Origin of the sequence: Nocardiopsis sp. EMB25, assembly GCF_026797795.1 — a bacterium.
Classification (GTDB): Bacteria; Actinomycetota; Actinomycetes; order Streptosporangiales; family Streptosporangiaceae; genus Nocardiopsis; species Nocardiopsis lucentensis.
In genome coordinates this window covers 5702226-5727572 of sequence record NZ_JAMTDN010000001.1, presented here as the reverse complement: position 1 = coordinate 5727572, position 25347 = coordinate 5702226, and the positions used below count along the sequence as shown (strand labels likewise).

Below are 25347 nucleotides of genomic sequence, written 5' to 3'. Positions count from 1 at the left end.
ACTCTGGGGTCATGCCGAACGACACCGCCTCCCAGCAGAGGCCGACACCCGTCCTGTTCCACCGCGCGTGGGCGATCGCCGTCATCGCCTGCCTGACCATCGTGGCCGCGGCGGCCTTCGCCGCGATGCCCGGCATCCTCATCGATCCCCTGCACACCGAGTACCAGTGGTCGCGCGGCTCGATCGGTATCGCCGCGTCGGTCAACATGATCGTCTACGGCCTCATCGCCCCGTTCGCGGCCGCGCTGATGGACCGGTTCGGCATCCGCCGGATCGCCCTGGTGGCCATGCTCGTCATCGTCGTCGGCGCCGGGCTGACCACCGTGATGACCGACGTGTGGCAGCTGACCCTGTACTGGGGGCTGCTCATCGGCGCGGGCACCGGATCGCTGTCGATGACCTTCGCCGCCACCGTCGCGGGCAACTGGTTCGTGGAGCGCCGGGGACTGGTCATCGGCGCGCTGACCGGGTCCAGCGCCTTCGGCCAGCTGGTCTTCCTGCCCGCCCTGGCGTGGATCGTCGACAACCAGGGGTGGCGCCCGGCCATCGTGACCCTCGCCCTGACGGCGGGCACGATGATGGTCCTCATCGCGCTGGTCCTGCGCGACCACCCCGCCGACCTGGGACAGCGGCCCTACGGGGCGACGGAGTTCGTGGAGCGGCCGAAGGCGGACCAGGGCGCGGCGCGGCGGACGGTCCGGGTCCTGTACTCCTCCGTGCGCAGCCGCCGCTTCTGGGTCCTGGCGGGGGCGTTCGCGGTGTGCGGCGCGACCACCAACGGGATCATGTGGACCCACTTCGTGCCCGCCGCCCAGGACCAGGGGATGTCCGTCACGGTCGCCGCCTCCCTGGTGTCGATGATCGGTGTGTTCGCCCTGGTGGGAACGGTTCTGTCCGGATGGCTCACCGACCGGTTCGACCCGCGCCTGCTCCTGGTCGGCTACTACGGCGGCCGGGCGCTGCTGCTGGCCGCGCTGCCCGCGCTGCTCGGGCCGGACGCCGGGGCGGTGATCGTGTCCTGGGTCGTCATGTTCGGCCTGCTCGACGTCGCGACCGTGCCCCCCACCATCCTGCTGTGCCGCCGGGCCTTCGGCGCGGACGGCGCCATCGTCTTCGGCTGGGTCAACGCCGTCCACCAGGTCGGAGCCGGAGCCATGGCGGTCTTCGGCGGCTTCACCCGGGACGTCACCGGCGGCTACGGCCCGGTGTGGATGCTGGCCGCCGCCCTGTGCGTCGTCGCCGCGGTGGCCGTGTTCGGGTTCGCCCGCGCCGGTGAGGACACCGCCGACGGCTCCGCCGCCCGGACCGGGCCCTCCGCAGAGCCCGAGAAGGTGTGAGCGCCATGAGCGAGAACCTCACCGAGACCACCGCCGAGGCGCCCCCGCGGCACAGGCCCCGCAGGGCGCCCTCCCTCCCCTTCTCCCTCGTCCTCCTGATCCTGGCCTCGGCCGTGGCCTACATCGGCTTCGCCGGGTTCGACCAGAACCTGCGGGCGGCGCGCGGCGAGGGCGCCCCCGGGACGTTCACCGCGGTCAGCCTCTCCTGCATCCAGCACCCGGGGCACGAGTCGTGCACCTGCAACGGCCACTTCACGCCCGGCGACGGCGGGGAGACGCGCGGGGTGTACCTGCACGCCGCCGGTCGGGAGACCTGTGTGGAGGGGGCTCGGATCGGGGCCGTGGACGTGGGCGCGGACAACCGGGTCTACGGCCCCGACGGCTCCCGTGAGTGGATCCTGTCCGCGTTCCTCGTCCTGGTGCCGCTGGCCGTCGCCGGGGGGATCGCGGTGACGTGGACGCGCCACCTGCGCCGTTCCGCGGCGGGCGTCGAGTAATGACGGCGGATTCGCCGCGCATTCATTTCTCCGGAACGGGGGCGATGTCCGTCACCCACTGTAGGAATCGCAGGTAATAACCCTTTCAAGTCGCACCCCGGGTGACCCCGACAGGAGTTTCGTGAATGGCGGCACTGGCGACCCGACCAGGATCGAAGCCCCGTGGTATAAGTACATGGTCCCGAAAGACGAAGAAAGCGTACGACGTCCCACACGAGGGTGAGAACGGCGTTGGATGGTCTTGGTGTCGATCCCGTGGTCGAATCGGTCTACCGGCGCATGCTGTTCCATCCCGAGGAGGGAGTGTCGGAACTGGCCAGCGGCCTGGACCTTTCCGAGAAACAGGTTCGGGAGGCCCTGGACGTCCTCAGCGAACTGGCGATGGTGCGCTCCTCCACCGGCTCCGGCGGACGGCTGCACGCGATCAACCCGCAGTTGGGAACGCAGATCCTCCTCGCCCACCAGCAGGCCGACCTGGCGCGCAGACAGCAGCGGTTGGAGGAGAGCCGGGCGGCGGCCGCCCAGCTGATCGGTGACTTCAGTGAGAACTTCCGCGCCGCGCCCGAGGACGCGGAGCTGTCCGTCCTCCGTGGACTGGACCAGATCCGGGACAACCTGCACCTGCTCAACGAACAGGTAAGCGAGGAGTTCCTGACCTTCGCCCCCGGCGGGTCCCAGACCCCCGAGAACATGAAGGCCTCCCAACCGCTCAACCGCAGACTGCTGGAGCGCGGCGTACGGATGCGGACCGTGTACCTGGACAGCCTCACCAACGACCCGGACAGCGTCGCCCACGCCAGGGACCTCGTGGACCTGGGGGCCCGGGTCCGCACGGCGCCGTCCCTGCCGACCCGCATGATCATCTGCGACCGGTCCGTCGCGATCGTCGCGATCGACGACCAGGACACGGCCAAGGGCGCGGCGGTGATCAGGGCGCCGGGTGTGCTGGCCGCCCTGTGCACGCTGTTCGAGGCGGTGTGGCGGGATGCCCGGGAGCTCGCCCCCACGCCGAGCAAGGACGTCGGCGACGAGATGACCCCGCAGCAGAGCGAGGCCCTGAGACTGCTCGCGCAGGGGCACACCGACGAGGTGATCGCCCGGAGGCTGGGTGTCTCCCCGCGCACGGCGCGGAGGTTCGCGTCGGAGATCATGGTGCGCCTGTCCGCGAAGAGCCGGTTCCAGGCGGGCGTCAACGCCGTGCGCCAGGACTACCTCCCGGCCGAATGACGCCTTTCGACCCCTCGGCCCTGGTCGGCCGCCGCCTGGACGGACTGTTCGCCGCGTGGTGGGTGGCCGACGACCAGAGACCACAGGGCCCGATCGACGTGTGGCTGGTGGGCGAACAGGGCGTCCCCACGCACCTGACGACGGCCGCGGACTGGCGGCTCGTCGTGGTGGAGGAGCATCCGTACGGGGACTACGACATGGACGGCCTGGGACGGGTCGAGGTGCTGCCGACCGCCGAGGGCACGCCGTTCGCCCGCCACGTCGGGCAGGCCGTGACCGCGGTCCACCAGGACTGGGACCCGGACCACGGGCTCACCGGACTGGCGATCGAGTTCCCGGACGGCACCGTCCACGCCGACAGCTGGGACGGCGACCTGCGCCTGCGGGACTGACACGCCCGGCGGGGCCGTCGGAACGTCTTCGCTGATGTCTAGCATCGGCCCCATGACCACTCTGACCCAACTGCGCAAGGCCGCACTCGCCCTTCCGGAGGTCGAGGAGGGCACCCGCTCCGGCATGGTCGTGTTCTCGGTACGCGGCGCGGGGTTCGTCTCCGTGGCCGAGGACGGCCGGGTGCGGCTGCGGCTGCCGGTCGCCGAGGTCGAGGCCGCCGAGGCGGCGCATCCCGGCGGAGATCGGATCGTCCGGGAGGAGGAGGTGATCGGGTTCGGCCTGCCGTTGGCCGACGTCGACGGCCAGAAGCTCAACGCCCTGGTCCGCGCGGCCTGGTACCACCGTGCTCCCGAGCGGCTGGCCAAGGAGCTGGCCGCGGCCGACGCGGGGACCGGACCGGCGGACGGCGACCTGCCGGCCGGTATCGGCAAGCCCGCCACCCGCGCCCTGCTCGGTGCCGGGCTCGGCACGCTCGCGGAGGTCGCCACGCGCAGCGAGAAGGAGCTGCTCGCGCTGCACGGCGTCGGCCCGAAGGCCGTGCGGATCCTGAGGGAGACGCTCGCCGAGAAGGGCATGTCCCTGCGGTGACGGCTCAGCCCTGGGCGCACCTGCGGAGGGTGTGGGCGATGAGCACGGGCACGTCGAGGCCCCGAGCGGCGTGACACCGTGCCGCTCGTGTCACTGCCCTACCGTGACCTGGTACTCCAGGCCCGGCAGGACGCGATCCGCACCTGAACGACTCGCCGATCCCCGCGTGCGCGGGGAGCAGCGCCACAAGGACGGCGGGTGGCGCCACCCGGTGGGTCCATCCCCGCGTGCGCGGGGAGCAGATGATCGCCCGACCGGAAGTCGTCCCCCAGCAGGGTCCATCCCCGCGTGCGCGGGGAGCAGCTTCCTGACCTGCGTTTCTATCCGGCCAGCACCACCAGATCTGCAAGTTTCCAAGAAACAGACATTCGCCCCGCCTGCCTCATTCAGGTACAAGAACACCGTCCGACGCGCTCACGGCTTCAGCACGGCAAGAAGCCCGGCCCCCTCCGCACTCGGCTACGCCAAGTTCCCCAGCTCCCGGTTCTGCGTGTCGCGCACGGCTGTCGCACCAGGCAGGACAGCAACCTCGACACACTCTCCCCAGAACCCCCGCTGTAACTGGAATTGCGCCAGTTCTACCAGCCGTTCACCATATCCATCGAAGAACCCCTCCTCTGGCGGAGCACGGCCCCAAGCACTACCGAGGCCACCCCGATCACTGTCAGAACTGATCGGAACCCGCGACCTGACCGATCGGGAAGACATGCCGCGACGCGGCACAGATCGTCTCCAGGGCATGGACCGGAACGTCCTCGGTCGAGTAACTGACCCGGAGCACCTGCACGATCCACTCGCCGGGCACGTCGAGCAGATCCGCCTCGTAAGGCGTCGGCGGCCGAACGGTCAGCGTCTCCGTGGCGTGCCCGAACACGTGCCCCAGGTCCTCGATGGCGGCCTGGAGCGTGGGAAGGACGAACCCCTCCCCCGCCAGCCGGGTTCCCTCTGCCACGTCGAGGCGGAAATAGGAGGTGGAGATGCGCACCGGAACGTCGTTCGCCCAGAACATCTTGCGCCGCGCGACGACATCTGTGCCGGGTTCGGCTTGCAGACCAGCCGCGACGTGTTCCGACGCGGGTTCCTGCCCGACGAAGAGCATCTTCCGCTTCGGTTCGAGGCCCTGCTGTTCGGCCTCGGTGAGGTAGAGGCTCTTGGACCCACGCGTGCTCGGCGGAGTCGGCAACGCGCGCTGCACCAGAACACGGGGGCGTGGTTCGAGCGGGCCCGCGGGCGCCTTGTGGGACGGATCGCCGCCCGCCTTCTTCATCTGGCTCACTCTGCCCGGCGTGACCCCGAGATGCCGTGCGATCTCATCCTGCCGCATTCCCGATGCCTGGGCCTCCACGATCGCCCCGCGCCGAATCCTGGACAGCTCCACGCTCTGTCCCTGCAACGTGGTCATGGCGGACGACGCCGCACGAGCCCTCTCCACCGGGTCCGAGATGGCAGCGATGTCGTGCAATGTCCTGGCATCCAAGGCGAATCCTCCGGTCGACTACTCCATCAAACTTTAGCCCCCCTATTGCAGTGACGGGGAGTTGGGGCTACCGTCGTCGACAAGCGAGGTTTAGCCCCTCTAAATCAAGTCGACTCCGGCACGTCCGACGTTGGTGGAGCGATGGACGGTCACACGCACAGTGTGCCCCAGTCGGCTGAGCCTCCAGGCAACGATCGGTGTGGAGGAGCAGCGATGCATGAAGCCGACATCCCGCGACCGAGGCGGAGCCAGCACGAAGACCGACAGGTGGCGGGTGGGTCGCCGGTGCGTGTGCGGGGTCGGCGGTCGGGGGAGTCCACCGCCTACTTCGATGGGACGCCCGACCAGGTCGGGCGCATCCGCGACTGGAGCCAGAACGCCACCGGGCTCGATCCGGTCGAGGCCGCGCCGGTGGGGCTGGTCGTCAGCGAGTTCGTGACCAACGCCGTCCGCCACACCGCCTCCGGTGGGCGGTACGGCCGGGTGAAGGTCTCGGTCGAGGTCCTCCCCGGAACCGTCGTGCTCGTCTCCGTGACCGACGACGGTCCCCGCCCTGGTCGGCGGACGACCGTCCCCCGCCTCCCTGAGCGGACGGAGGACCTGTACCCGGGCGGGCGCGGACTCCTCCTCGTGGCCGCCGTCGCCGAGAAGTGGTGGTGGACCGGCCTCTACGGCGGTCCCCTCACCGTCTGGGCGCTGATCGACCCCCACCACGACCTGGTCCGATGACCGGCCAGGAGCCGACCGCGCGCAAGAAGACGCCCCAGCCGGTGCGTGCAACACCGGCCCGGGGCGCGATCAACCACCTGAAACCCCAGGAGGATGACCATGCACCACCCTAACGGGCGACACCGTAGGCCCGTCGAATCCCTCGCCGCGCGCCTCTGGCAGCTCGCCGCCGCCGCGCTCGCGACGGCCCTGACCTACGTGTTCACTCCCCAAACCCCCGGACCCGAACCCCGAGCGATCACCCCGGCCCCCGAGCGCCCCGCGCTGACCCCGGCGCCCTCGGTCGAACCCGACGCCCCGGAACCCGGGCCGGACCCCGACGAGATCGGCGGCGCCCTCGTCCGCCCCTACATGCTCACCCGCGTCCCCCGGCCACGACTCCCCGTGGGTGACCTCCTGACGGGACCGGCACCGGGTGAGTTCGACGAACTCGCCTCCCTCATCCGCCACTACCTCGACCGATCCGGCTGACCGGACACGCCCGTGGCGGGGCGGTGCCGCCCCGCCACGGACTCCCCTCGGCGAGCGCGACGCTCACGGGCGCCTGACGTCAGCCGACGGAGCTCTCCGTGGTGTGGAACCACTCCTTGGCGCTCCGGCCCTCGACGAGGATCGCGACGACCACCAACAGGACGATGCCGAGGACCGCGTTCTGGCCCATCAGCAGGTTCAGGACGGAGTTCACGAGGCCGATCCCGACCAGCAGACGCAGGAGCGTCTGCGTCCTGCTGCCTCCTCTGCCCATGGTCACGAGCACGTAGCCCTCGAAGGCGACTATCGCGGCTCCGATGACCATGAACAGTACGACGGCTCCGTAGGACATCCCGGCCTCGGCCTCCAGGGCGGCCTGGAGACGTCGGTCTCCCGACGCCGCGGCCAACCCCAGCGTCGCGACACCGTAGACGATGACGGCGAGGACCACACGGACGGCGATGATGACCCGGACCGCCTTGAGGCTTCCGGGCATGGGGAGCACAGGGGGGTGCATGGAACTCTCTCTCACGGGAGATGACGTTTACCCGACTTGGACACTCCCCGTGCGTCTACCGTTCCGTAAAGTTCGTACATCCACCGACACAGCGAAACGCCTCCGCGCGCCAGGCACGCGGAGGCGTTCGTCGTATCCCGTCGGTCAGGCGTCGCCGCCCGGCCGGCCGGACCGCTCACGGATGGCGTTGACGATCGCGGAGAAGTCCCGCTCGGTCTCCAGCCCCTCGGCGAAGGCGGAGTAGATCCGGGCCGCCTCCAGCCCGATCTCGGCCTCCACCCCCGTGTCGCGCAGCGCGTTGGCCGCCAGGCCCAGGTCCTTGGCCATCAGCGACGCGGCGAACCCGGGCTGGTAGTCCCGGTTGGCCGGGCTGGTCGGGACCGGCCCGGGCACCGGGCAGTTGGTGGTCAGCGACCAGCACTGCCCGGACGCGGTCGAGACCACGTCGTACAGCGCCTGGTGGGTGAGCCCCAGCCGCTCGCCGAGCACGAACGCCTCGCTGACCGCGATCATCGACGCGCCCAGCACCATGTTGTTGCAGATCTTCGCGGCCTGCCCGCCCCCTGGCCCGCCGCAGTGGACCACCTTGCGGCCCATCGCGGACAGCAGCGGCTCCACGTCGGCGAAGTCGGCGCCCTCGGCCCCCACCATGAAGGTGAGCGTCGCGGCGGTCGCGCCCACGACACCGCCCGAGACCGGGGCGTCCACGGCACGGTGGCCCGCGGCGACGGCCTCGGCGTTGGCGGCCCGGGCGTCGGCCACGTCCACGGTCGAGCAGTCCACGAACAGCGTCCCGGGGCGGGCGGCGGCCAACAGCCCCGCGCCTCCGTCGGCGCCCAGGTAGGCGGTGAGCAGGTGCCGGCCGCTCGGCAGCATCGTGACGACCACGTCGGCCTTGGCGACCGCGTCCACCGCGCTGTCGGCGACGCGGACGCCCGACTCGGCGGCCTTGGCCAGGGCCTCGGGCACCAGGTCGAAACCGGTGACCGTGTGCCCGGCGGTCACGAGGTTGGCGGCCATGGGCCCACCCATGTTGCCCAGTCCGACGAACGCGACGGCGGTCATGCGCGGCTCCCCTCGTCGATGAGTCCCAGCGGTCCGTCCGGCGCGGCCGTGAAGAACCGCGCCACGTGGCTGTCGGACACCTCCGCCAGCCGGTCCGGCGCCCACGTCGGGCTCCGGTCCTTGTCGATCACCTGCGCCCGCACGCCCTCGACCAGGTCGGGCGAGGACAGCAGGGCGCACGAGACCCGGTACTCCTGCTCCAGGACCGCCTCCAGCGTGGGCAGCTCCCGGGCCCGGCGCAGCGCCGCCAGGGCGACCTTCACCGAGGTGGGCGACTTGCTCTCGATGACGTCGGCGGCGCGCGCGGCGTCCTTGTCGCCGTGGGAGCGCAGCCGGTCGACGATCTCCTCGGCGGTGTCGGCGGAGTAGCAGGCGTCGATCCAGTGCCGGGAACCGGCCAGGTCACCGGCCGGGGCGGTCTCGGCGAACCGGCCGACGGCGTCGGCGACGTCCTCGGCGGAGGCGGCCTTGGTGAGCGCGTCGGCCAGGTCGGCCAGCCGCTCGGACGGGACGAAGTGGTCGGCGAGCCCGGTGTACACGGCGTCCCCGGGGCCGACGGGAGCGGCGGTCAGGGCCATGTGCGTGCCGGTCTCCCCGGGGGCCCGGGACAGCAGGAAGGTGCCGCCGACGTCGGGCACGAACCCGATCGTGGCCTCGGGCATGCCGACGGTGGAGCGCTCGGTGACCACGCGGACGCTCCCGTGCGCGGACACGCCCACCCCGCCGCCCATGACGACGCCGTCCATGAGCGCGACGTACGGCTTGGTGAACCGGGCGATGTGCGCGTTGAGCAGGTACTCGTCGCGCCAGAAGGCGGCGGCCTCGTGACCGTCCTCCTTGGCGCTGGCCTGGATGGAGCGGATGTCGCCGCCCGCGCACAGGCCGCGCTCCCCCGCCCCGTCGATGAGCACGGCGGCCACGGCGTCGTCGCCCTCCCAGGCGGTGAGGGCGGCCTCGACGTCCCGCACCATGGCGTGGTTGAGGGCGTTGATCGCGCGGGGCCGGTTCAGGGTGATGCGGCCGAGCCCGCCCTCGACGCGCGCCACGACCTCGGCGTCGGGCGGGGTGGGCAGGGCGGCTCCGGTGGACGTGGTGGCGGCTCCGGGTGTCTCGGACATCAGGCGGCCCCGGTGAGTCCGCGAGCGATGATCAGGCTCATGATCTCGTTGGTTCCTTCCAGGATTCGGTGCACCCGCAGGTCGCGGACGATCTTCTCAATCCCGTACTCGGTGAGGTACCCGTACCCCCCGTGCAGTTGGAGGGCCTCGTCGGCGACGGTGTACCCGGCTTCGGTGGCGAACCGCTTGGCCATGGCGCACAGCTGCTGCGCCTCGGGGTCGCCCGCGTCCAGAGCCGCGGCGGCCCGCCACAGCAGGGACCGTGCGGCCTCCAGCTCCGTGGCCATCCCGGCGAGCCGGAACCGCAGCGCCTGGGCGTTGATCAGCGGTGATCCGAACGCCTCCCGGTCGCCCAGGTAGGCGGTACTGGCCTCCAGGGCGGCACGGCCCCCGCCGAGCGAGCAGGCGGCGATCCCGAGCCGGCCGCCGTTGAGGCCGTGCATCGCGATCCGGAAGCCGTCGCCCTCCTCCCCCAGACGGCGGTCGGCCGGGACCCGGACGGCGTCCAGGATCACCTGGCGCGTGGGTTGGGCGTTCCAGCCCATCTTGGTCTCGTTGGCGCCGAAGGACAGCCCCGGGTCGTCGCGGTGGACGACGAACGCGGACACGCCGGAGGATCCGGTGTCCCCGGTCCGGGCCATGACCAGGTACACCTCAGACGCGCCCGCGCCGGAGATGAACTGCTTGGTGCCGGTGATGACGTAGTGGTCGCCGTCGCGCTCGGCGCGCGTGCCGAGCGCGGCGGCGTCGGAGCCCGCGCCGGGTTCGGTGAGGCAGTAGCTGCCCAGGGTCTGGGCGGAGCAGAGGTCGGGCAGCCAGCGGGCCCGCTGTTCGTCGGAGCCGTAGCGGTCGACCATCCAGGCGACCATGTTGTGGATGGACAGGTACCCGGCGATGGACGGGCAGCCGGTGGCCAGGGCCTCGAAGACGATGGCGCCGTCGAGGCGGGTCAGGCCGGAGCCCCCGGACCCCTCGCCGACGTACACGCCGCCCAGTCCGAGTTCGGCGGCCTTGCGGAGCACGTCCACGGGGAAGTGCTTGGCCTGGTCCCACTCGACGGCGTGCGGCGCGAGGTGCTCGCGGGCGAAGTCGCGGGCGGTCTCGGCCAGGATGAGCTGGTCCTCGGTGAGTGTGTTCAACGGGGGCCGCCTAGCGCATGACCGGGATCGTGAAGCTGGCGCCCTCCTTGGCCCCGGACGGCCACCGGGAGGTGACGGTCTTGGTGCGCGTGTGGAACCGGATCGAGTCGGGGCCGTGCTGGTTGAGGTCGCCGAACCCGGACCGCTTCCAGCCGCCGAAGGTGTGGTAGGCGACGGGGACCGGGATCGGCACGTTGACGCCGACCATGCCGGTGTTGACGCGCTGGGAGAAGTCGCGGGCGGTGTCGCCGTCGCGGGTGAAGATCGCGACGCCGTTGCCGTACTCGTGCTCGCTGGGCAGGCGGAGGGCCTCCTCGTAGGTGTCCGCGCGCACGACGGAGAGCACGGGGCCGAAGATCTCCTCGCGGTAGATCCGCATGTCGGTGGTGACCCGGTCGAAGAGGCTGGGGCCGGTGAAGAACCCGTCCTCGTATCCGGGGACGGTGTGCCCGCGCCCGTCCATGACCAGTTCCGCGCCCTCCTCGACGCCCAGGTCCACGTAGCGCTCGACCCGCTCCAGGGCCTCGCGCGTGACGAGCGGGCCGAAGTCGGCGTCGGGGTCGTGGGAGGGCCCGACGCGGAGGGCGCCGATGCGCTCGGTGAGGCGGGCGACCAGGGCGTCGGCGGTCTCCCGCCCGACCGGGACGGCCACGGACACGGCCATGCAGCGTTCGCCCGCGGACCCGTAACCGGCGCCGAGCAGGGCGTCCACGGCCTGGTCGAGGTCGGCGTCGGGCATGACGATCATGTGGTTCTTGGCCCCGCCGAAGCACTGGGCCCGCTTACCGTGCGCGGTCGCGGTCGTGTAGACGTACTCGGCGATGGGGGTGGAGCCGACGAACCCGACGGCGGCCACGCGGGGGTCGGTGAGCAGGGTGTCGACGGTCTCCTTGCCGCCGTTGACGACGTTGAGCACGCCCGGGGGCAGCCCCGCCTCGAGGAAGAGCTCGGCGAGGCGGAGCGGGACGGAGGGGTCGCGCTCGGAGGGCTTGAGGATGAACGCGTTGCCGCAGGCGAGGGAGGGGGCGGCCTTCCAGAGCGGGATCATCGCGGGGAAGTTGAACGGGGTGATGCCCGCGACGACGCCCAGTGGCTGGCGGAGGGAGTGGACGTCGATCCCGGTCCCGGCGTTGTCGGTGAACTCGCCCTTGAGCAGGTGCGGGATCCCGGCGGCGAACTCGACCACCTCCAGGCCGCGCTGGATGTCGCCGTGCGCGTCGGGGACGGTCTTGCCGTGTTCGGCGGACAGGAGGCGGGCGAGGGTGTCGCGCTCGTCGTCGACGAGTTGGAGGAAGCGGAGGAGGACGCGGGCGCGGCGCTGGGGGTTCCAGGCGGCCCACTCGGCCTGGGCGGCCTCGGCGTCGGCGATGACGGCCTCGGTCTCGGCCCGGTCGGCGAGGGGGACGCGGGCCTGCACGGTGCCGTTGTTGGGGTCGTGGACGTCGCCGAAGGCGCCCGACCGCCCGGGGACGTGCTTTCCATGCACGAAGTGCGTGAGTTCGCGGGGCTCGTTGGGTTCGTGGGTCTCACTGACCATGGCGCACCAGCTCTCGTCTGGAGGCGGAGCGGGGCACGGGGGCATGGGGGAACGGGGCCGCGATGGTGCGCGGCCGGCCGGGCGGCCCGTGGTGTCGGGTCGCCGGGTTCAGCGGTCGTGCCCGATCGCGTGCCCGGGCGGCGTTCCGTGCCCGGGCCGGGTCGCGTGGGCGCGTACCGGTGCCATGCGTGCTCGCTCCATCCTCGTGGATCACACGGTTGTCGACAGCCGCGGCCGGTATCCTGACTCCCGGATCAGCGCGCTCTCCCCGCCTTCCCGGCTGACGCCAGTGGCATCGTCTGGGCGAGCGCTTCCCGGACACAGTGGCGGGACCGTGCCGGATTCCCACCGGCTTCCCTGCACCGCGGCTCTGTGACGCCCACCATATAGTTGGACGTCCAAGTAAATCCAGGGCCCAGGGAGTGTGACCCGGGCCACACGGGTCGAGGGGGTGTTCTGGGTGGAACCGGAGTCGGCGGCCCGGGACGGGGAGACGGACGGACGCGCGTCGGCGCGCCTGACCGGGGGCGCTACCGGTCCAGCCCCGCGAGGAGCTCGTGGGCCTCGTCCAGATGGGCGGGAACGGCCTCCGGCCCCTCCGCCAGGCGCATCGCGGTGAGCTCGCAGGCCATGGCGACGTGAGCGGCCAGGACGGCCACGGCCTCCGTCGCACCGACCTCCATGAGCGCGTTCGCCAGTTTGTCGGCCCGGCACTGCTGCACCAGGAGGTGGCGGGACTTGAGGTCGTCGCTCTCACGCAGCAGCCGCATCAGCACCGCCGCGTGATCGGGCGACAGGGAGGTGTGCGGACGGACGCCCGCCTCGCGGAGGAGTCCGACCGCGGCACCGAGGTCGTCCCCCACCGAGGCGGACGCCTTCTCGCGCACGTGGGCACACACGCGCTCGATCTCATCCGCGTCGTCCGCGAACAGCACCTGCTGCTTGTCCCCGAAGTACCGGAAGAAGGTGGTACGCCCCACCTCGGCGCGTTCGGCGATCGCCGCGACGGTGACGTTGTCGAATCCGTGCTCGTCGAAGAGCTGGAAGGCGGCCGACACGATCAACGCGCGGGCCTTACGCCGTTTACGGGCGTGGAGCGTGTCCGGGGGGTGGTGCATGAGGCAACCCTATCGAGTGGGAACCCGGTTCTCCGTGAGACTCGAGACCATAAGTACTCTGGTCCCAAAACGCTCCGTGAGCACCTGGGTAGCGGGAAGTCGTTTGGCCGATCTGGTTGCGGACACGGGCGTCGGGCTCAGCCGGGGACCCTACGCACATGTTCCGGTTGGCCCGGAATTTTATTGCAGAACCGACGCCGGGTGACAACCGCCTTCCGGAGACCGGCCGGAGCCGACGTGGAATGTGGTTCCCCACTCACGCAGGTTATGCCACCGATGGGCCGACCATTTTGTCAGCCGACCAAAATTCTCCACCCAACAAAATAGTTAAGTTTCCTAACTATAGGCGCACCGCACAGTTCACGCGACCTCCCCCAGAATGACGGCCCCCTGTGCCACAGTGGGAGACCTGCATCACACCCTGGAGTTGGTTATGACGTATCTCCTGGTCATCGGTACGCGCAAGGGGCTCTTCACCGCCAAGAGCGAGGATCGGCGCGCATGGGAGGTGACCGGCCCCCACCGGCTGGACGCGGCCGACTACGCGAGCATGAGCGCGGTGTACGCCGTCGGCGTCGACCCGCGCTCCGGCCGCATCCTCGCCGGAGCCGAGAGCTCACACTTCGGCCCGAGTGTCTGGTACAGCGACGACAACGGGGCGTCGTGGCACGAACCGGGCACCGCGCCCATCGCCTTCCCCGAGGACACCGACGCCTCGTTCACCCGCGTCTGGCAGTTCGCGTTCGGGCCCGAGCCCGACACGGTGTACGCGGGTGTGGAACCGCACGCCCTCTTCCGGTCGACGGACGCAGGACTGAGCTTCAGGCTGGTGCGTCCCCTCTGGGACCACCCCCACCGCGCGGACTGGTTCCCCGGTGCGGGCGGCGGCGCGATCCACACCATCCTGCCGGGGCTCCTGGGGGCGGGCGACCGCGCTCCGGAGGCCATGACCGTCGCCATGTCCACCGGCGGTGTCTACCAGACCCGCGACGCCGGGGCGACCTGGACACCGGCGAACAAGGGCGTCTCGGCCGTGTTCCTCCCGGACGAGGAGCCCGAGTACGGCCAGTGCGTCCACAAGGTCGCGGCGGCACCGAACGGGGTCCTCTACCTCCAGAACCACCACGGGGTCTACCGCAGCGCGGACCCCGCCGGGGAGGGGTGGACGTCCATCGAGGAGGGCCTGCCCTCCAACTTCGGGTTCGCCGTGGTCACGCACCCGAGCCGTCCGGAAACCGCGCTCACCTTCCCGGTGATCAGCCAGGAGGTGCACCTGCCGCCCGGCGACCGCCTGGGCGTGTACCGCACGGACGACGGCGGTGACAGCTGGCGGCCGGTCACCGAGGGCCTGCCGCAGGAGCCCTACTTCGGGATCGTCCTGCGCGACGCGGCCTGCACGGACGGGGCGGACGTGCCGGGGTTCTACTTCGGCACCCGGACGGGTGACGTCTACGCCGCCACGGACGACGGGGACCGCTGGCACCAGGTGGCCGCCCACCTGCCCGACGTCCTGTGCGTGCGCGCCGTGGAGGTGTGAGATGCGCGTGACGGTCCACCTGCCGGGGCTCCTTCGCGCGGACGCGGACGGCGCCGCCCACGTTCCGGTCGAGGTCGACGACGGCACCGGGCTGCGGGACGTACTGAACGCCCTGACCGCACGGCATCCGGGGCTGGACCGGCGGATCCGCGACGAGCGGGGCGCGCTCCGCCGGTACGTGAACGTGTTCGTCAACGAGGACGAGTGCCGGGGCATCGGCGGCCTGGACGCCCCGGTCCCCGACGGGGCGGACGTCCGCCTCCTCCCCTCGGTGGCGGGCGGTTGAGCGGTGTCTTGCGGGCCTGCGCTCCGCTTCGGCCCGGGTTCGGACGCCCCGAAGGCGGGGATTCCTCATCCTCGTCTTCGCCCGCCACCACCCTCAACCGACGCCTACGGCGCGGCCCGATGCACGCTCGTTCCCCGCTCGCGGCTCGACCCGTCTGGCGGAACCCTGCCGGCGTCCCACCGCATCGGCATCGGACGGAGGTGGGTGAGGGAGCGCCACACCCACTCCAGCGGGCCGAGGCGGAAGCGCCCCATCCAGAAGTGGGCGCCGACCGCCGTCAGGACGAAGTAGACGACGGCGACGGCGTACTGGCCGAGAAGGGTGACCTCGCCCTCGAAGGGGGACATGGCCAGCAGGAACACGGCGGTGCTGCCCAGGTACACGGTCAGCGTCATCCGGCCGAGCGGGGCGAGGGCGCCCAGAACCCGCGAGACGGCACGCCCTCGGTTGACCAGCCACCAGACCAGCCCCAGGTAGAACAGGGCGCCGCCGATCCCCGAGAGGGAACCGCCCAGGGAGACGAGCGCGTCCGAACCCGGGTGCGTGACCGGCAGGCCGTCGGCCCCGAGGTGGACGGGGACGCCGTCGGCGTCCACCTCCATCGGGAACAGCAGGTCGGAGGCGAACATGACGGTCAGACCGACCACCTGGCCCGCGAGCCCCGTCCAGATCATCCGGACCGGCAGCCGCGAGGGCTCCCCCGGGTGCTCCGGGTCGAGTTCGGGGCGGCGGGCCAGCCACACGCCGACGCAGAAGAACGCGAGGGTCTGCGGGACGAGGGAGACCAGGATCCACGCGCCACCCGTCGGCATCAGGAGTTCGACGACCGGCGCGAGGGCGAAGAGCAGGACGGCCGCGGCCAGAGGACGCCGCCGCGTTCCGGACAGCAGAACCGGCATCATCGGAGCCAGGACGACCGCGGTGATCGCGTAGTGGGTGAGGATGTCACCGTCGAACACGAGCAGGTGCGGGACCCCGAAGAGCAGTCCGAGCACGGCGTACCGGCGAACCATCACCACCATGGGGCGCTGTCCGCGCCGGGCCGCGCCGCGCCACGCGAGCACGGTTCCCACCCCGAGCAGCACCATGAGCATGGCCCTGGCCTTGCCTGACATGAGCAGCGTGGCGCCGGTGTCGACGGCGGAGGTGAGCGTGCTCGGGGCGAGTTCCCCGGCACGCTCGGCGGCGAACACGATGACCGTCACGTTCATCATGACCACGCCGATCATCGCGAGCGCCCGCGCGACGTCGAGGAAGGCCACCCGGGGAACGGGCGGCGCCTGGGGTACGGGTCGGGCATGGACTTCGGTCACGGGTTCCCCTCCTTGGTAGGCACCCGTCAACCCTCGCCCGCGCACCCTCCGCCGCGCATCGACCGATCCGCCGACCCCCGCGGCGCGCCGTCTCATCCTTTCGGCCGAGGCCGCGCACGGCGTTCCTGCCTAGCCTGATCACCATGGCGCTGAACAGGGCGTTCGCCCGCATCACCGAACACCTCTCGCACGTCGACGGCGGGCTGCCCCGGCTCGTCGCGTGGAGCGCGGCGGCCCTGCTGCTCCTGGTCTGGCCCCTCGACCTCGCCAACACGGTGCGGTCCCTCCACCCCGTCGGCGACTGGCTCGGCCCGCCGGTCACCTCCCTCTACGTCCTGACGCTGGGGTCCGGCACCCTGCTCGTCCTCCTCTGCCTGGTCGCGCTCCCACCGCGTACCCGGGCGGCCTCGACCGCGCTCCTCGGCCTCGGCGGCGCCCTCACCGTGACGGCGACCTCCGTGGTCCTGTGGTCCCCGCCCAAGGGGCAGTTCGGGTACGCCTTCGCCCTGTCCGAGGTCCTCGCGCTGCTGTTCCTGCTGGCGCTCACGGCCCTGCGCTGCCGGGCCTGGCAGGTCGGCGCCGTCTCCGCGGCCGCGTACGCGGCCTTCCTGTCCGAGTACCTGCGGGAGCCGTACTGGTCGAACCAGCTCTCCCTCGCCTTGGTGCTCGTCGGGATGGGAGTGGCCCCCGGGCTGTACCTGCGGTGGCGAGCGGCCCGGCACGCCGCCCAGGTGGAGGCGGTCCGGGCGCACGAACGGCTGTCCCTCGCCCGCGACCTGCACGACGTGGTCGCCCACGAGGTCACCGGGATCGTGGTCCAGGTCCAGGCCCTCCGGCACATCGCCGAACGCGACCCGGAGACGGTGCGCGCGGCGCTGCCGGAGATCGAGGCCGCGGGCACACGCGCGCTGGAGTCCATGCGCGGTATGGTCTCCCGGCTGCGGGAACACGAGGACGCCCCCCTGAACCCGAACCCCGCGGAGGGGCTCACCCGGTTGGCCGCTCCCGCCCGGCCCGGGCGTCCCGAGGTGTGCGTGCACACCAGCGGCGGCGTGGCGGACCTGCCGCCCGCCGTCGGCACGGCGATTCTGCGGATCGCCCAGGAGTCGGTGACCAACGCGCTGCGGTACGCGCGCGGCGCCGAACGGGTGAGCGTGGTCGTGGAGGTGCTCGACGACGGTGTGCGCCTGCGCGTCCACGACGACGGGCGCGGAGCCGGGGTCCAGGTGGGCGGCGGTTACGGTCTGGTCGGCATGGCCGAACGGGCCAGGCTGCTCGGCGGAGAACTGACCGCCGGTCCGCCGGGCCGGACCCGGGGGTGGGTCGTACGGGCGTGGCTGCCGCTGTCCGGCGACGGGTCGGACGGCCGGAACGGAGACGAGGACGCGTGACGATTCGGGTACTGCTCGCCGAGGAGGACAGGACACATGCACACCATGTATGTGACCTGTGGATATAGACCTCTAGGATCACGCATATGGACGTCTCCCCCGAGATTGACCTGTATGTCAGGAAGTCGAAGCTCGTTCGCGGTCACCGACAGGAGTTGAGCACCGACGCCCAGGAAGAGCAGGGGCGAAGGTGGGCAGCACGCAACGGTTACACCGTGCGACGGGTCTGGAAGGACATCGCATCCGGCTACGCGGACGTGGAGCGGGCCGACTTTGACCGCGCGCTCTCCGCACTCGCCAACGAGGACGTTCCCGCCCTGTGGGCCTACGCGGTCGACCGATTCAGCCGTAAGGGCGCGGAAGACCTCTTGCGCGTGATCGGTAAGGCACGCGTCGTCTTCGACATGGACGGCTTGGACTCCAACGAGTCCCGCGACCGCCGTTGGATCATCAACCGCGCGGAGGAAGCCCGCGAGTACTCCGAGACCCTGTCTCGCCGTGTCCGCGACACGAAGCAAGAGCAGCGGGACGCGGGGTTGTGGGTGGCCGCCAGAGCCCCATGGGGCTACGCCGTGTCTCGGGACCGTGTGCTCTCCCCCGACACCACCCCGGCAGCCCCCGACCAGCCGTCCCGCGCGGACATCGTGCGCGAGATGTTCCGCCGTGTCTCCGAGGAACGTGCCAGTACCCGCGAGATCGTTCGTTGGCTGGACAACGAGGGCATCCCGTCCCCCGGGGGTACGCGGTGGCGGTACAACGTCGTCCACTCCATGATCCACCACCCCGTGTACGCGGGGTGGCAGGTCGTAGCGAACAAGGGGAAGCGGAACATCTACCGCAACACGAGCGGTGAACGCGTGTATCTCCGCGACCAGGACGGCGAACGGGTTCCCGGTCTGGTGACCGACGCGCAGCAGCGCGACGCCATGGCGACAGTCCAGGGGCTCAAGGTCGGTCGCGCGGTGCCCGCGAACGACGGCAAGCGGGACACACGGCCGCGACACCTACTCACGGGGTTGACCCGCTGCGCGGAGTGCGGACGGTCGATGCCGTACCAGGGACGGTCATACGCGTGCGCCGCCGTTCTGGGCGGTCGTGCGTGCGAAGCCCGTGCGTCCGTCCGGGGTCACGCGGCGGAGGAGTACGTGTTTCAGCAGTGGGTGGCGCGACTGAGTAACGCGGAGGTGGACGACCCTCTGTTGCACGTCGTGTCCCAGCGGTGGGCCGCGCTCGTCAAGCCAGAGGAGACGGAGGAGGAGGCAGCCGCGCGCGCAGCCCTCCGCGCGGCGGAGAACGGGCTAGAGCGACTGCTACAGGACCGGCAAGCCGGGGTGTACGACGGTCCCGCCGCGCGCTACTTCGGTCCCCTACTCGCGGAGGCCACGCAAGCCGTGGACGACGCGAAAGAGACCCTGAGTAAGTGGGAGACGTCCCCGACCCTGGATCTCCCCTTCCTGTCCGGCGACGACGACGCCGTTCGCGAGGCATGGGAAGCCGCGTCCCTTCCGCTCCGGCGGGACCTGCTTCGCCTAGCGATCAACAAGGTAACGGTCCGCAAGGCACGCGCACAGGGCGTGAAGTTCGTTGGCGCGGAGCGCATCACGATTCATTGGGCCGACGCCGCGTAGCCCCCACTGGCGTACACAGCGCGTAGCCACACGGGGCGTTCGGCGGGGATACCTCGCGGAGCGCCCCATTTTGTTGCACCCGGGGCCACTACTCACGGTAGGCGGACCCTTACCCCGAGACGGCCAGTGTAGATCTAGAAGTTAGGGTGCCCTAAAATCATCCGGCCTGACCTGGGATGATGTAGAAGTGTAGATTCTTAGCAGAACTCAGTAAACATATAGAAACTTCTAAGGGATTACCGAACTCGCCCGCGTTCCTACATTTCTACACTCTCGACACCTAGTGACAGAATGGCTACGCCTCGCAGTGCACCCCGCCCCTCCGCGAGACATCGCGGCAGGCGGCGCGCCGCCGTGGTGACGAAGTGGCCTAGGGCACACAGGAAGGGCAGATCCTGGAAGCCTTGCTACGTAGGGATTCTAGATACAGGTGTGACCCCGGCCACACGACCCCGCTAGTCTGCGCACACCGCTTCGCCGCGAGCACGGCCCGAGGGGCTCGCAGAGTACCGCCCCGCCCCTCCCGCGAGGCGACTGCGACATGCGCCCCCCATGCCTCCAAACGCCCCTCAAATGGCCCGTGCGGGATTTCAAGCATGCCCCTGGTGGGATTGGTTGGGTAAATGGATTCTGTTCATTCTGGGGGCACCTGAGGGGCTTAAGGGGAAATTGATTCGAAAGCGCGTCGACCGCACAGCCTCCCCGCGATGTACAGAATTCGGACGCGGGTCGGTAACGCACTCTTTCACGCCCCCTCTGACCTGCGGCGAGCACAGGGAACAATAACTAGGTGACCGGCAAGTTCCTGACGGGCATACGCCCGGACGGATAATTAGGTGTCGGGCAAACCCTCGCCCGCTGTCCACCGATCTATGGAGCGAAAATGACCCTTGACCAGTACACCGCCATCTTTGACGCGCTGACCTATGCCGTTCATTCCACTGCCCACCGCCGTGACCCGAAGAGCTTCCCTGTGTTCCTCGCGGCTCGTGACGAGTTCGCTGTCCTTTACCCGGAGCACCGCAACGCGTATATTCCCGCCGGGGAGCGTTGATGGCGAACCTTCCCATCGACATCGCCGAGGAACTTCCCCGCGAGTTCAAACCCCTTGCCCAAGGGGATTTCTCCGAGCTTCGACGGGTTGTCGCCCTGCTGCTCAAGGTGATCAACACCAGGGCTCCCGCAGAGGACCCCGCAGGCTTCGCGCGGGCCGTACGCAACGGCGCACAGTAGACCATTTCTGTACCCGCGAGTCGCCGGGGCACTAAACCTTAGGAGGTGCGCGTATGGCGCACGACCTTGCAATTTCTGATGTTGTTTCCGCGTCGCTTGGCCTGGTAGAGGCATCTTCGGTGCTTTCCCAGTTGGTGTTTCGTGATGCGGAACGGGACTTTGTTGGGGGTGTCGGGGAGACGGTTCGTGTCCGCGTTCCACACGTGATTGAGGCGAAGGACGGCACCGGACTTCCTACGGAGTATTCGGATGTGGTAGACGGTGCGGTTCCTATCACCCTGTCGGCAGAGGCATACAACGCTGTACGCCTCACCGACAAGGAAATGACCCTCGACATCTACCAGTACGGGGCGCAGGTCCTACAGCGGCAGGCTTCCGGAGTGGCGAAGTTCTGTGAAAAAGCCGTGGCCGACGTGATTAACACGCAGGTTGCCTCTGCTACTGACACCATCGACCCCGTGAACCCGCTCGCGGCCGTCGCTAAAGCTGCCGCTGAATTCACGCGCCGCGAGCTGGAAATGAACGGCCGGGTAATGGTCATCGGTCCGGAACTGATGGAAGCGTTCCTGACCATTCCAGCACTTCAGAACGCCGCTGCCGCTGGCAGTGATGAGACTCTGCGAAACGGTGAGATTGGCCGCGTGTTCGGGTTCCGAGTGTTCATCTCTCCATTTGTGAACGGCGCTACCGCCTTTACACGCGACGCGTTCGCACTGGCGTGTCGTGCCCCGCGAGTCTCTGAGGGTGCGGGTAAGTCCGCTTCGCAGCGGCACAACGGGTACAGCCTGCGAGTCGTGCAGGACTTCGATATGACCGTGCGTGCTGAGGTCTCCCTGATGTCCACCTTCGTGGGTGCGGGTGTCCTCGATAACCGACAGTCCATGTCGTTCGGTCTCGCGGCTTGAACGTAGCCCCTGGGGGCACCCCCGAACCAAGGGGCTATACAGCGGCGGGATTCAGCGACTCGATCGCTGCCCAAGTCTGGGCTTTTTGACTACCCAACGTGACCAGTGCGAGCATGCGGGCGGACGCGCACGCATTACGGGCGTGCACGCGCGAGGTGTGCCGCTCCGCGTGTGGGAGGCCGTGCCGCGTGCCTCCGCCCCGCGCCGCGTTCCCCGTCGACCAGGAGGTCGAAGGCAAGCATGCGGCAAGGCGTTGACGTGTGGGTTTGCCGGGGTTGCCGGAAGTTCTGCCGTTCGTGCCGCTGCTCTTTGCCACTGCCGTGCCGCGAGCGGCAAGCCCCTCGCAGTCCAGTGAGAGTCTCGGAGAGACTTCCCCCGCATCTGCCGACGGACCTAGCCTGTCAGCATGGAGCACCTCGGTGACCGCCTCGCACGCCTGCGCCGTTTCTCCGGCCTCTCTCAAGAAGAGTTGGCCGCGAAGGCAGGCGTGTCCGTCGATACGGTGCGGAAGCTGGAACAGCGCCAACGGCACAGCGCACGGCTTCCCACGTTGCATGCCCTCGCGAGTGGGTTGGGGGTCGAAGTCACGGCGTTGATCGGTGACCCTCCGGCCGTTCCGTCGAACGGGGACCCTGAACCCCCGGAACTGGTGGCGCTCCGCCGCGCTATCTCGCCCCCACTGTTCGCCCCTCCGCCCGCTCCGGAGAGCGCGGAGGAACTGTCCGTGCCGCTGCTGCGCGCGGAGATATCCGACGGTTGGTCGCTGTACCACTCTGCGAACTTCGGCGAACTCATGCGCGTTCTCCCGGGGATGATCGCGGACGCGCGCCTTGTGGCGTGTGTCGGCACGTTCCCACAGCGTGCGAACGGTGAAGCGGCGTTGAGCAAAGCGCTACAGCTTGCGGGGCACCTGTCTATCCGGCTGGGGAAAACGGACCTCGCGTTGTCAGCGTTGGAACGCGCGACGAACGCTGCACAGAACTCCGGAGACCCGTTGCTAGCTCCCATGGTGTACGGCTCCGTTGCTTGGGCCTACCAACGGCAGGACCGCCTACAGGACGCGAGCGGCCTCGCCCTACACGCAGCGGAGGACGTTGAACGCGGGGGCATCACCACAGCCGCAAGCTTGCGCGTGTGGGGTGGACTCTTCATGTCTGGGGCTACCAGTGCGGCTAGGTCCGGGGACTACTCCGAGTCCGCCGACATGATGGCCCACGCGGAGAAGGAAGCGCGACGCATCCCCAAGCTTCCTCAGCCTGCCGACAGTCGCGCGGTGTCGATCTTCAGCACGTCATCCGTGCGCATCGAACGCGTCCGCCTCGCGGTACAGCACGAACGCCCCGACGAGGCGATACAACTCGCCCGGGGTATGCGGGTGAACGGGCAGACTCCGCCTTCCTGGCGAACGTGGCTGCTACTGGATATCGCCCGTGCTCACACGGACGTGGGCGACGCGTTCGGGGCCGTGAAGGCGCTACAGACGTTGCGTCGTAAGTCTCCCGCGTGGATGCGACATCACACGTTGGCTGTGGTAATCATTCAAGACTTGCTAGCGGGATCGGTACATCCGCCCGGTTTGAACTCACTTGCGGAATTCGTCGGATTGCGGACCTAATAGGCGAATTTAGTGAACAGAGACTAGGACACGGCGTCCCTGGTCTGTGGTTGGTTGTACCTACAGCCTGGTGCTATGTCTGCCGCGAGCCTCCACCAGAGAACGCACGCCGATACCTCTGACCCCACCCTCGCCTTGCGCTCCGCCTTGCACCGCTGGGGCCTTCCCGCAATGGACGGTGAGCTTCCCGGGGCCGTCTGCCTGGAACACGGGGGGCGTCAGGTCACGGTCCGCTACGTGGATCACCAGTGGTGGCGACCGATGCCCGGAAAGCCCGGGGTGACCGTGCCCGTTGCGCACGAAGGGGCGGAAGACGCCCTCGCGCGACACCTCGCACGGGAACTCCTAGGAAAGCTCCCGTGACTCCGGACCGCATTCCTCCGCCCCTCGCGCGGACCCTCGCGGACGTTGCCTATCTGGCACAACCGCGCGAGCGCCCCCGCAATGTGCGGACGTACACGCCCGGTCCACTTCCTCGCCGCGACCGTGACCGCGATCGCTGGCCGCACACCATCAGCACGGAGACACAGCCCCGATGAAGCATCCCAACCCCGAAACGCCCCGTGTACCGCTTCGTGTGCGCGTGTGCCCGCATACGTGCGCGTTCACGTGCCCGACGTGCGGAACGAAGTTGACCAAAGACGGGCACTGCCCGTACCGCTACGCCCACCAGTGATCAGGAGGTAGCCGTCATGCGGTGGGAGTACCGCCGCGCCGACCAGCTCACGCGCCACGACATCGTGTTGATGCCCGAAGGCCAGTTGCGGGTGGTGTCCCAGATCCTCCCGCCCCGGAACGGCAACGTCCACGTGCGCCTGGGCGCGACCTGGTACGTGTTCGCCTGCGCGGCTGAGTTCCCCGTGGACGTCCGTCCGGGGAGGGGTTCGGGTGGCCTCGCATGACCCCGTGGTCCGTTATCTGGGGCACGGAGTCTGGCGCGTGGGCGACGTCGCCGGAAGCTGGCACACCTGCCACACCCACCTCACCCGTCAATACGGGATGCGGCACTCAGAGGCGAACGCCGTTCTCGCGTCCGCCTCACGACAGGGAACGAGCACACCTATCATCCGGAAGGGACACTGAGTATGGCCACCTGCGACACCTGTAACGGGGCCAAGACGATCGTGGTCACCCGTGACGGGGGAACCGAACGCATCCTGTGCCCCGCGTGCAACGGCACGGGCAAACGCTAAGAGGAACTGATGGAAACCGTGAACGTCCATGACGTGCGCGTCCTGCTTCCTGACGACGAAGAGGACGTACACACCACCTGGCCCCATGCCGACACCCTGACTAAGGCGGCTCTCTCACACGCTGAGTACCGGGGTGTGGACCTGGCCGGACATCGGTGGAACGACGTGAAGATGTCTCGTGTGGTCTTCACTGACTGCCGTCTCACCGGGGCCATTCTGAACCAGGTCACCATGTCTGACGTGCTGTTCCGTGACTGCGTGTTCGACTACGCGCACATGGCCCGGGTGAGGGCCGCCTCCGGGGTGGCGTTCACGGGGTGCCGGTTCACCGAAGCCGTGTTCGATTCCTGCGACCTGTCAGGAGTCGCGATGGACGGGTGCCGTCTGGCAGGCGTCCAGTTCGACGGAACCCGGATGGACGGCTGTGACCTACGCGGGAGCACCACCGAGGATGTGGGGGGTGTCCTGTCGCTGCGGGGGATCAAGGTTGATGCCGACCAGGTCCCGAACCTCATGGCGTCGGTCGTGGCCGACCTGAGGTGGAAGGTCGACGCCTGACCTGGACGCACGACCACCCCACCAGCCCCCGGCCACCGTGTTCGGTCGGGGGCTTTCGTGCACCGACACCCACCACGAACAGTGGAACGCGTTGAGGCGGCTCCGCTCTCGCCCCGCTATCCCCCCAAGGGTGCTGTGAGGGAAGCGTCCCCGGGGTTCTTCGTGTCAGTCGCGGAGAACTGGCCACGCTCCTTTGCCGTTCGAAACCCGAACGCGTCCATGCTCAGCAAGTACCGACACCGCGCGTTGCGCGGTACCGCGTGACACCCCGTAGTCCGCTTGCAGGTCAGCCACTGTCGGAAGCCGCTTGTCCTGGGGGAAGTCGCCCCGGTCGATCCTGGCCGCGAGGATCGCCGCGAGTTGGGCGTACTTCGGTTCCGGGCCTTCCTTGACGAGGCTGTCCGGCCCGAAGCCAGCGGGAAGCGGTGTGGTCATAAACCCATGTTCCCACGCCAGGGAGATTTGAAGGCTTGGG

Annotated in this window: 26 protein-coding genes and 1 riboswitch; of the genes, 17 read left to right on the top strand and 9 right to left on the bottom strand. The window is 69.6% G+C overall.

From position 1 onward, the window contains the following. The first annotated feature begins 11 nt into the window (after positions 1 to 11). The 5 genes from KIK06_RS25515 to KIK06_RS25495 all read left to right on the top strand — a co-directional run bounded on the left by KIK06_RS25515 (position 12) and on the right by KIK06_RS25495 (position 4042). Positions 12 to 1337 carry an MFS transporter gene (locus KIK06_RS25515; protein WP_268645432.1) on the top strand — a complete coding sequence of 442 codons (1326 nt, stop codon included), beginning with the start codon at positions 12 to 14 and terminating at the stop codon, positions 1335 to 1337. A gap of 5 nt (positions 1338 to 1342) precedes the next feature. Continuing rightward, entirely contained in the window at positions 1343 to 1834 is a 492-nt protein-coding gene (locus tag KIK06_RS25510; RefSeq protein WP_268645431.1) for a hypothetical protein, read from the top strand. Positions 1835 to 2089: 255 nt separating this feature from the next. Then, complete coding sequence (locus tag KIK06_RS25505) at positions 2090 to 3061, top strand: helix-turn-helix transcriptional regulator (protein WP_268645430.1); 972 nt, start codon at positions 2090 to 2092, stop codon at positions 3059 to 3061. Beyond that, positions 3058 to 3453, top strand: a complete 396-nt coding sequence (locus KIK06_RS25500) for a hypothetical protein (protein WP_017600783.1) — start codon at positions 3058 to 3060, stop codon at positions 3451 to 3453. Before KIK06_RS25505 ends, KIK06_RS25500 begins: the two co-directional genes overlap by 4 nt. A 52-nt stretch (positions 3454 to 3505) precedes the next feature. Beyond that, the gene (locus tag KIK06_RS25495) at positions 3506 to 4042 is read left to right on the top strand and encodes a helix-hairpin-helix domain-containing protein (protein WP_268645429.1); all 537 of its coding nucleotides are present in this window, start codon (positions 3506 to 3508) and stop codon (positions 4040 to 4042) included. Between the two features lie 664 nt (positions 4043 to 4706). On the opposite strand, the gene KIK06_RS25485 is transcribed toward KIK06_RS25495, so the two are convergent. After that, positions 4707 to 5519, bottom strand: coding sequence for a GntR family transcriptional regulator (locus KIK06_RS25485; protein WP_268645428.1), 813 nt, complete (start codon positions 5517 to 5519; stop codon positions 4707 to 4709). Positions 5520 to 5732: 213 nt separating this feature from the next. Here KIK06_RS25485 and KIK06_RS25480 point away from each other — a divergent pair, with 213 nt between their 5' ends. Continuing rightward, positions 5733 to 6248, top strand: a complete 516-nt coding sequence (locus KIK06_RS25480) for an ATP-binding protein (RefSeq protein WP_268645427.1) — start codon at positions 5733 to 5735, stop codon at positions 6246 to 6248. 99 nt (positions 6249 to 6347) lie between these two features. Then, positions 6348 to 6719 (top strand): hypothetical protein, encoded by a 372-nt coding sequence (locus tag KIK06_RS25475; protein WP_268645426.1) that lies wholly within the window; start codon positions 6348 to 6350, stop codon positions 6717 to 6719. Between the two features lie 79 nt (positions 6720 to 6798). Here the strand turns inward: KIK06_RS25475 and KIK06_RS25470 are convergent, their stop codons facing one another. The 6 genes from KIK06_RS25470 to KIK06_RS25445 all read right to left on the bottom strand — a co-directional run bounded on the left by KIK06_RS25470 (position 6799) and on the right by KIK06_RS25445 (position 13213). After that, on the bottom strand, positions 6799 to 7236 hold the full coding sequence (locus KIK06_RS25470; RefSeq protein ID WP_268645425.1) for a hypothetical protein: 438 nt from the start codon (positions 7234 to 7236) through the stop codon (positions 6799 to 6801). A 144-nt stretch (positions 7237 to 7380) separates the two neighbouring features. Continuing rightward, complete coding sequence (gene mmsB / locus KIK06_RS25465; RefSeq protein WP_268645424.1) at positions 7381 to 8301, bottom strand: 3-hydroxyisobutyrate dehydrogenase; 921 nt, start codon at positions 8299 to 8301, stop codon at positions 7381 to 7383. Further along, on the bottom strand, positions 8298 to 9419 hold the full coding sequence (locus KIK06_RS25460; protein WP_268645423.1) for an enoyl-CoA hydratase/isomerase family protein: 1122 nt from the start codon (positions 9417 to 9419) through the stop codon (positions 8298 to 8300). The genes mmsB and KIK06_RS25460 overlap by 4 nt, the downstream gene beginning before the upstream one ends. Continuing rightward, a complete protein-coding gene (locus tag KIK06_RS25455; protein ID WP_268645422.1) occupies positions 9419 to 10558 on the bottom strand; it encodes an acyl-CoA dehydrogenase family protein in 1140 nt (379 codons plus the stop codon). Before KIK06_RS25455 ends, KIK06_RS25460 begins: the two co-directional genes overlap by 1 nt. 10 nt (positions 10559 to 10568) lie before the next feature. Continuing rightward, positions 10569 to 12095, bottom strand: coding sequence for a CoA-acylating methylmalonate-semialdehyde dehydrogenase (locus KIK06_RS25450; RefSeq protein WP_268645421.1), 1527 nt, complete (start codon positions 12093 to 12095; stop codon positions 10569 to 10571). 215 nt (positions 12096 to 12310) lie between these two features. After that, positions 12311 to 12497: riboswitch (cobalamin riboswitch) on the bottom strand. Positions 12498 to 12625: 128 nt separating this feature from the next. Next, on the bottom strand, positions 12626 to 13213 hold the full coding sequence (locus tag KIK06_RS25445) for a TetR/AcrR family transcriptional regulator (protein WP_268645420.1): 588 nt from the start codon (positions 13211 to 13213) through the stop codon (positions 12626 to 12628). A 433-nt stretch (positions 13214 to 13646) separates the two neighbouring features. On the opposite strand from KIK06_RS25445, the gene KIK06_RS25440 reads away from it, so the two are divergent. Together KIK06_RS25440 and KIK06_RS25435 are read left to right on the top strand one after the other, a co-directional pair. Next, the gene (locus KIK06_RS25440) at positions 13647 to 14750 is read left to right on the top strand and encodes a WD40/YVTN/BNR-like repeat-containing protein (RefSeq protein ID WP_268645419.1); all 1104 of its coding nucleotides are present in this window, start codon (positions 13647 to 13649) and stop codon (positions 14748 to 14750) included. 1 nt (position 14751) lies between these two features. Further along, positions 14752 to 15036 carry a MoaD/ThiS family protein gene (locus KIK06_RS25435; RefSeq protein ID WP_268645418.1) on the top strand — a complete coding sequence of 95 codons (285 nt, stop codon included), beginning with the start codon at positions 14752 to 14754 and terminating at the stop codon, positions 15034 to 15036. Positions 15037 to 15140: 104 nt separating this feature from the next. On the opposite strand, the gene KIK06_RS25430 is transcribed toward KIK06_RS25435, so the two are convergent. After that, positions 15141 to 16349 carry a DUF418 domain-containing protein gene (locus KIK06_RS25430; protein ID WP_268645417.1) on the bottom strand — a complete coding sequence of 403 codons (1209 nt, stop codon included), beginning with the start codon at positions 16347 to 16349 and terminating at the stop codon, positions 15141 to 15143. A gap of 143 nt (positions 16350 to 16492) precedes the next feature. Here KIK06_RS25430 and KIK06_RS25425 point away from each other — a divergent pair, with 143 nt between their 5' ends. The 8 genes from KIK06_RS25425 to KIK06_RS25390 all read left to right on the top strand — a co-directional run bounded on the left by KIK06_RS25425 (position 16493) and on the right by KIK06_RS25390 (position 24872). After that, a complete protein-coding gene (locus KIK06_RS25425; RefSeq protein WP_268645416.1) occupies positions 16493 to 17740 on the top strand; it encodes a sensor histidine kinase in 1248 nt (415 codons plus the stop codon). Between the two features lie 86 nt (positions 17741 to 17826). Further along, a complete protein-coding gene (locus KIK06_RS25420; protein ID WP_268645415.1) occupies positions 17827 to 19368 on the top strand; it encodes a recombinase family protein in 1542 nt (513 codons plus the stop codon). Positions 19369 to 20251: 883 nt separating this feature from the next. After that, a complete protein-coding gene (locus tag KIK06_RS25415; RefSeq protein WP_268645414.1) occupies positions 20252 to 20422 on the top strand; it encodes a hypothetical protein in 171 nt (56 codons plus the stop codon). Beyond that, on the top strand, positions 20422 to 20601 hold the full coding sequence (locus KIK06_RS25410) for a hypothetical protein (RefSeq protein WP_268645413.1): 180 nt from the start codon (positions 20422 to 20424) through the stop codon (positions 20599 to 20601). The genes KIK06_RS25415 and KIK06_RS25410 overlap by 1 nt, the downstream gene beginning before the upstream one ends. A 53-nt stretch (positions 20602 to 20654) precedes the next feature. Beyond that, positions 20655 to 21506 (top strand): P22 phage major capsid protein family protein, encoded by an 852-nt coding sequence (locus tag KIK06_RS25405; protein ID WP_268645412.1) that lies wholly within the window; start codon positions 20655 to 20657, stop codon positions 21504 to 21506. Between the two features lie 406 nt (positions 21507 to 21912). Next, positions 21913 to 23121, top strand: a complete 1209-nt coding sequence (locus KIK06_RS25400; RefSeq protein WP_268645411.1) for a helix-turn-helix domain-containing protein — start codon at positions 21913 to 21915, stop codon at positions 23119 to 23121. Between the two features lie 692 nt (positions 23122 to 23813). Next, on the top strand, positions 23814 to 24023 hold the full coding sequence (locus KIK06_RS25395; RefSeq protein ID WP_268645410.1) for a hypothetical protein: 210 nt from the start codon (positions 23814 to 23816) through the stop codon (positions 24021 to 24023). A 300-nt stretch (positions 24024 to 24323) separates the two neighbouring features. Beyond that, positions 24324 to 24872: a pentapeptide repeat-containing protein gene (locus KIK06_RS25390; protein WP_268645409.1), complete on the top strand. Its 549-nt coding sequence runs from the start codon at positions 24324 to 24326 to the stop codon at positions 24870 to 24872. Positions 24873 to 25037: 165 nt separating this feature from the next. Here the strand turns inward: KIK06_RS25390 and KIK06_RS25385 are convergent, their stop codons facing one another. Continuing rightward, positions 25038 to 25307: a GntR family transcriptional regulator gene (locus tag KIK06_RS25385; RefSeq protein ID WP_268645408.1), complete on the bottom strand. Its 270-nt coding sequence runs from the start codon at positions 25305 to 25307 to the stop codon at positions 25038 to 25040. Positions 25308 to 25347: the final 40 nt, after the last annotated feature.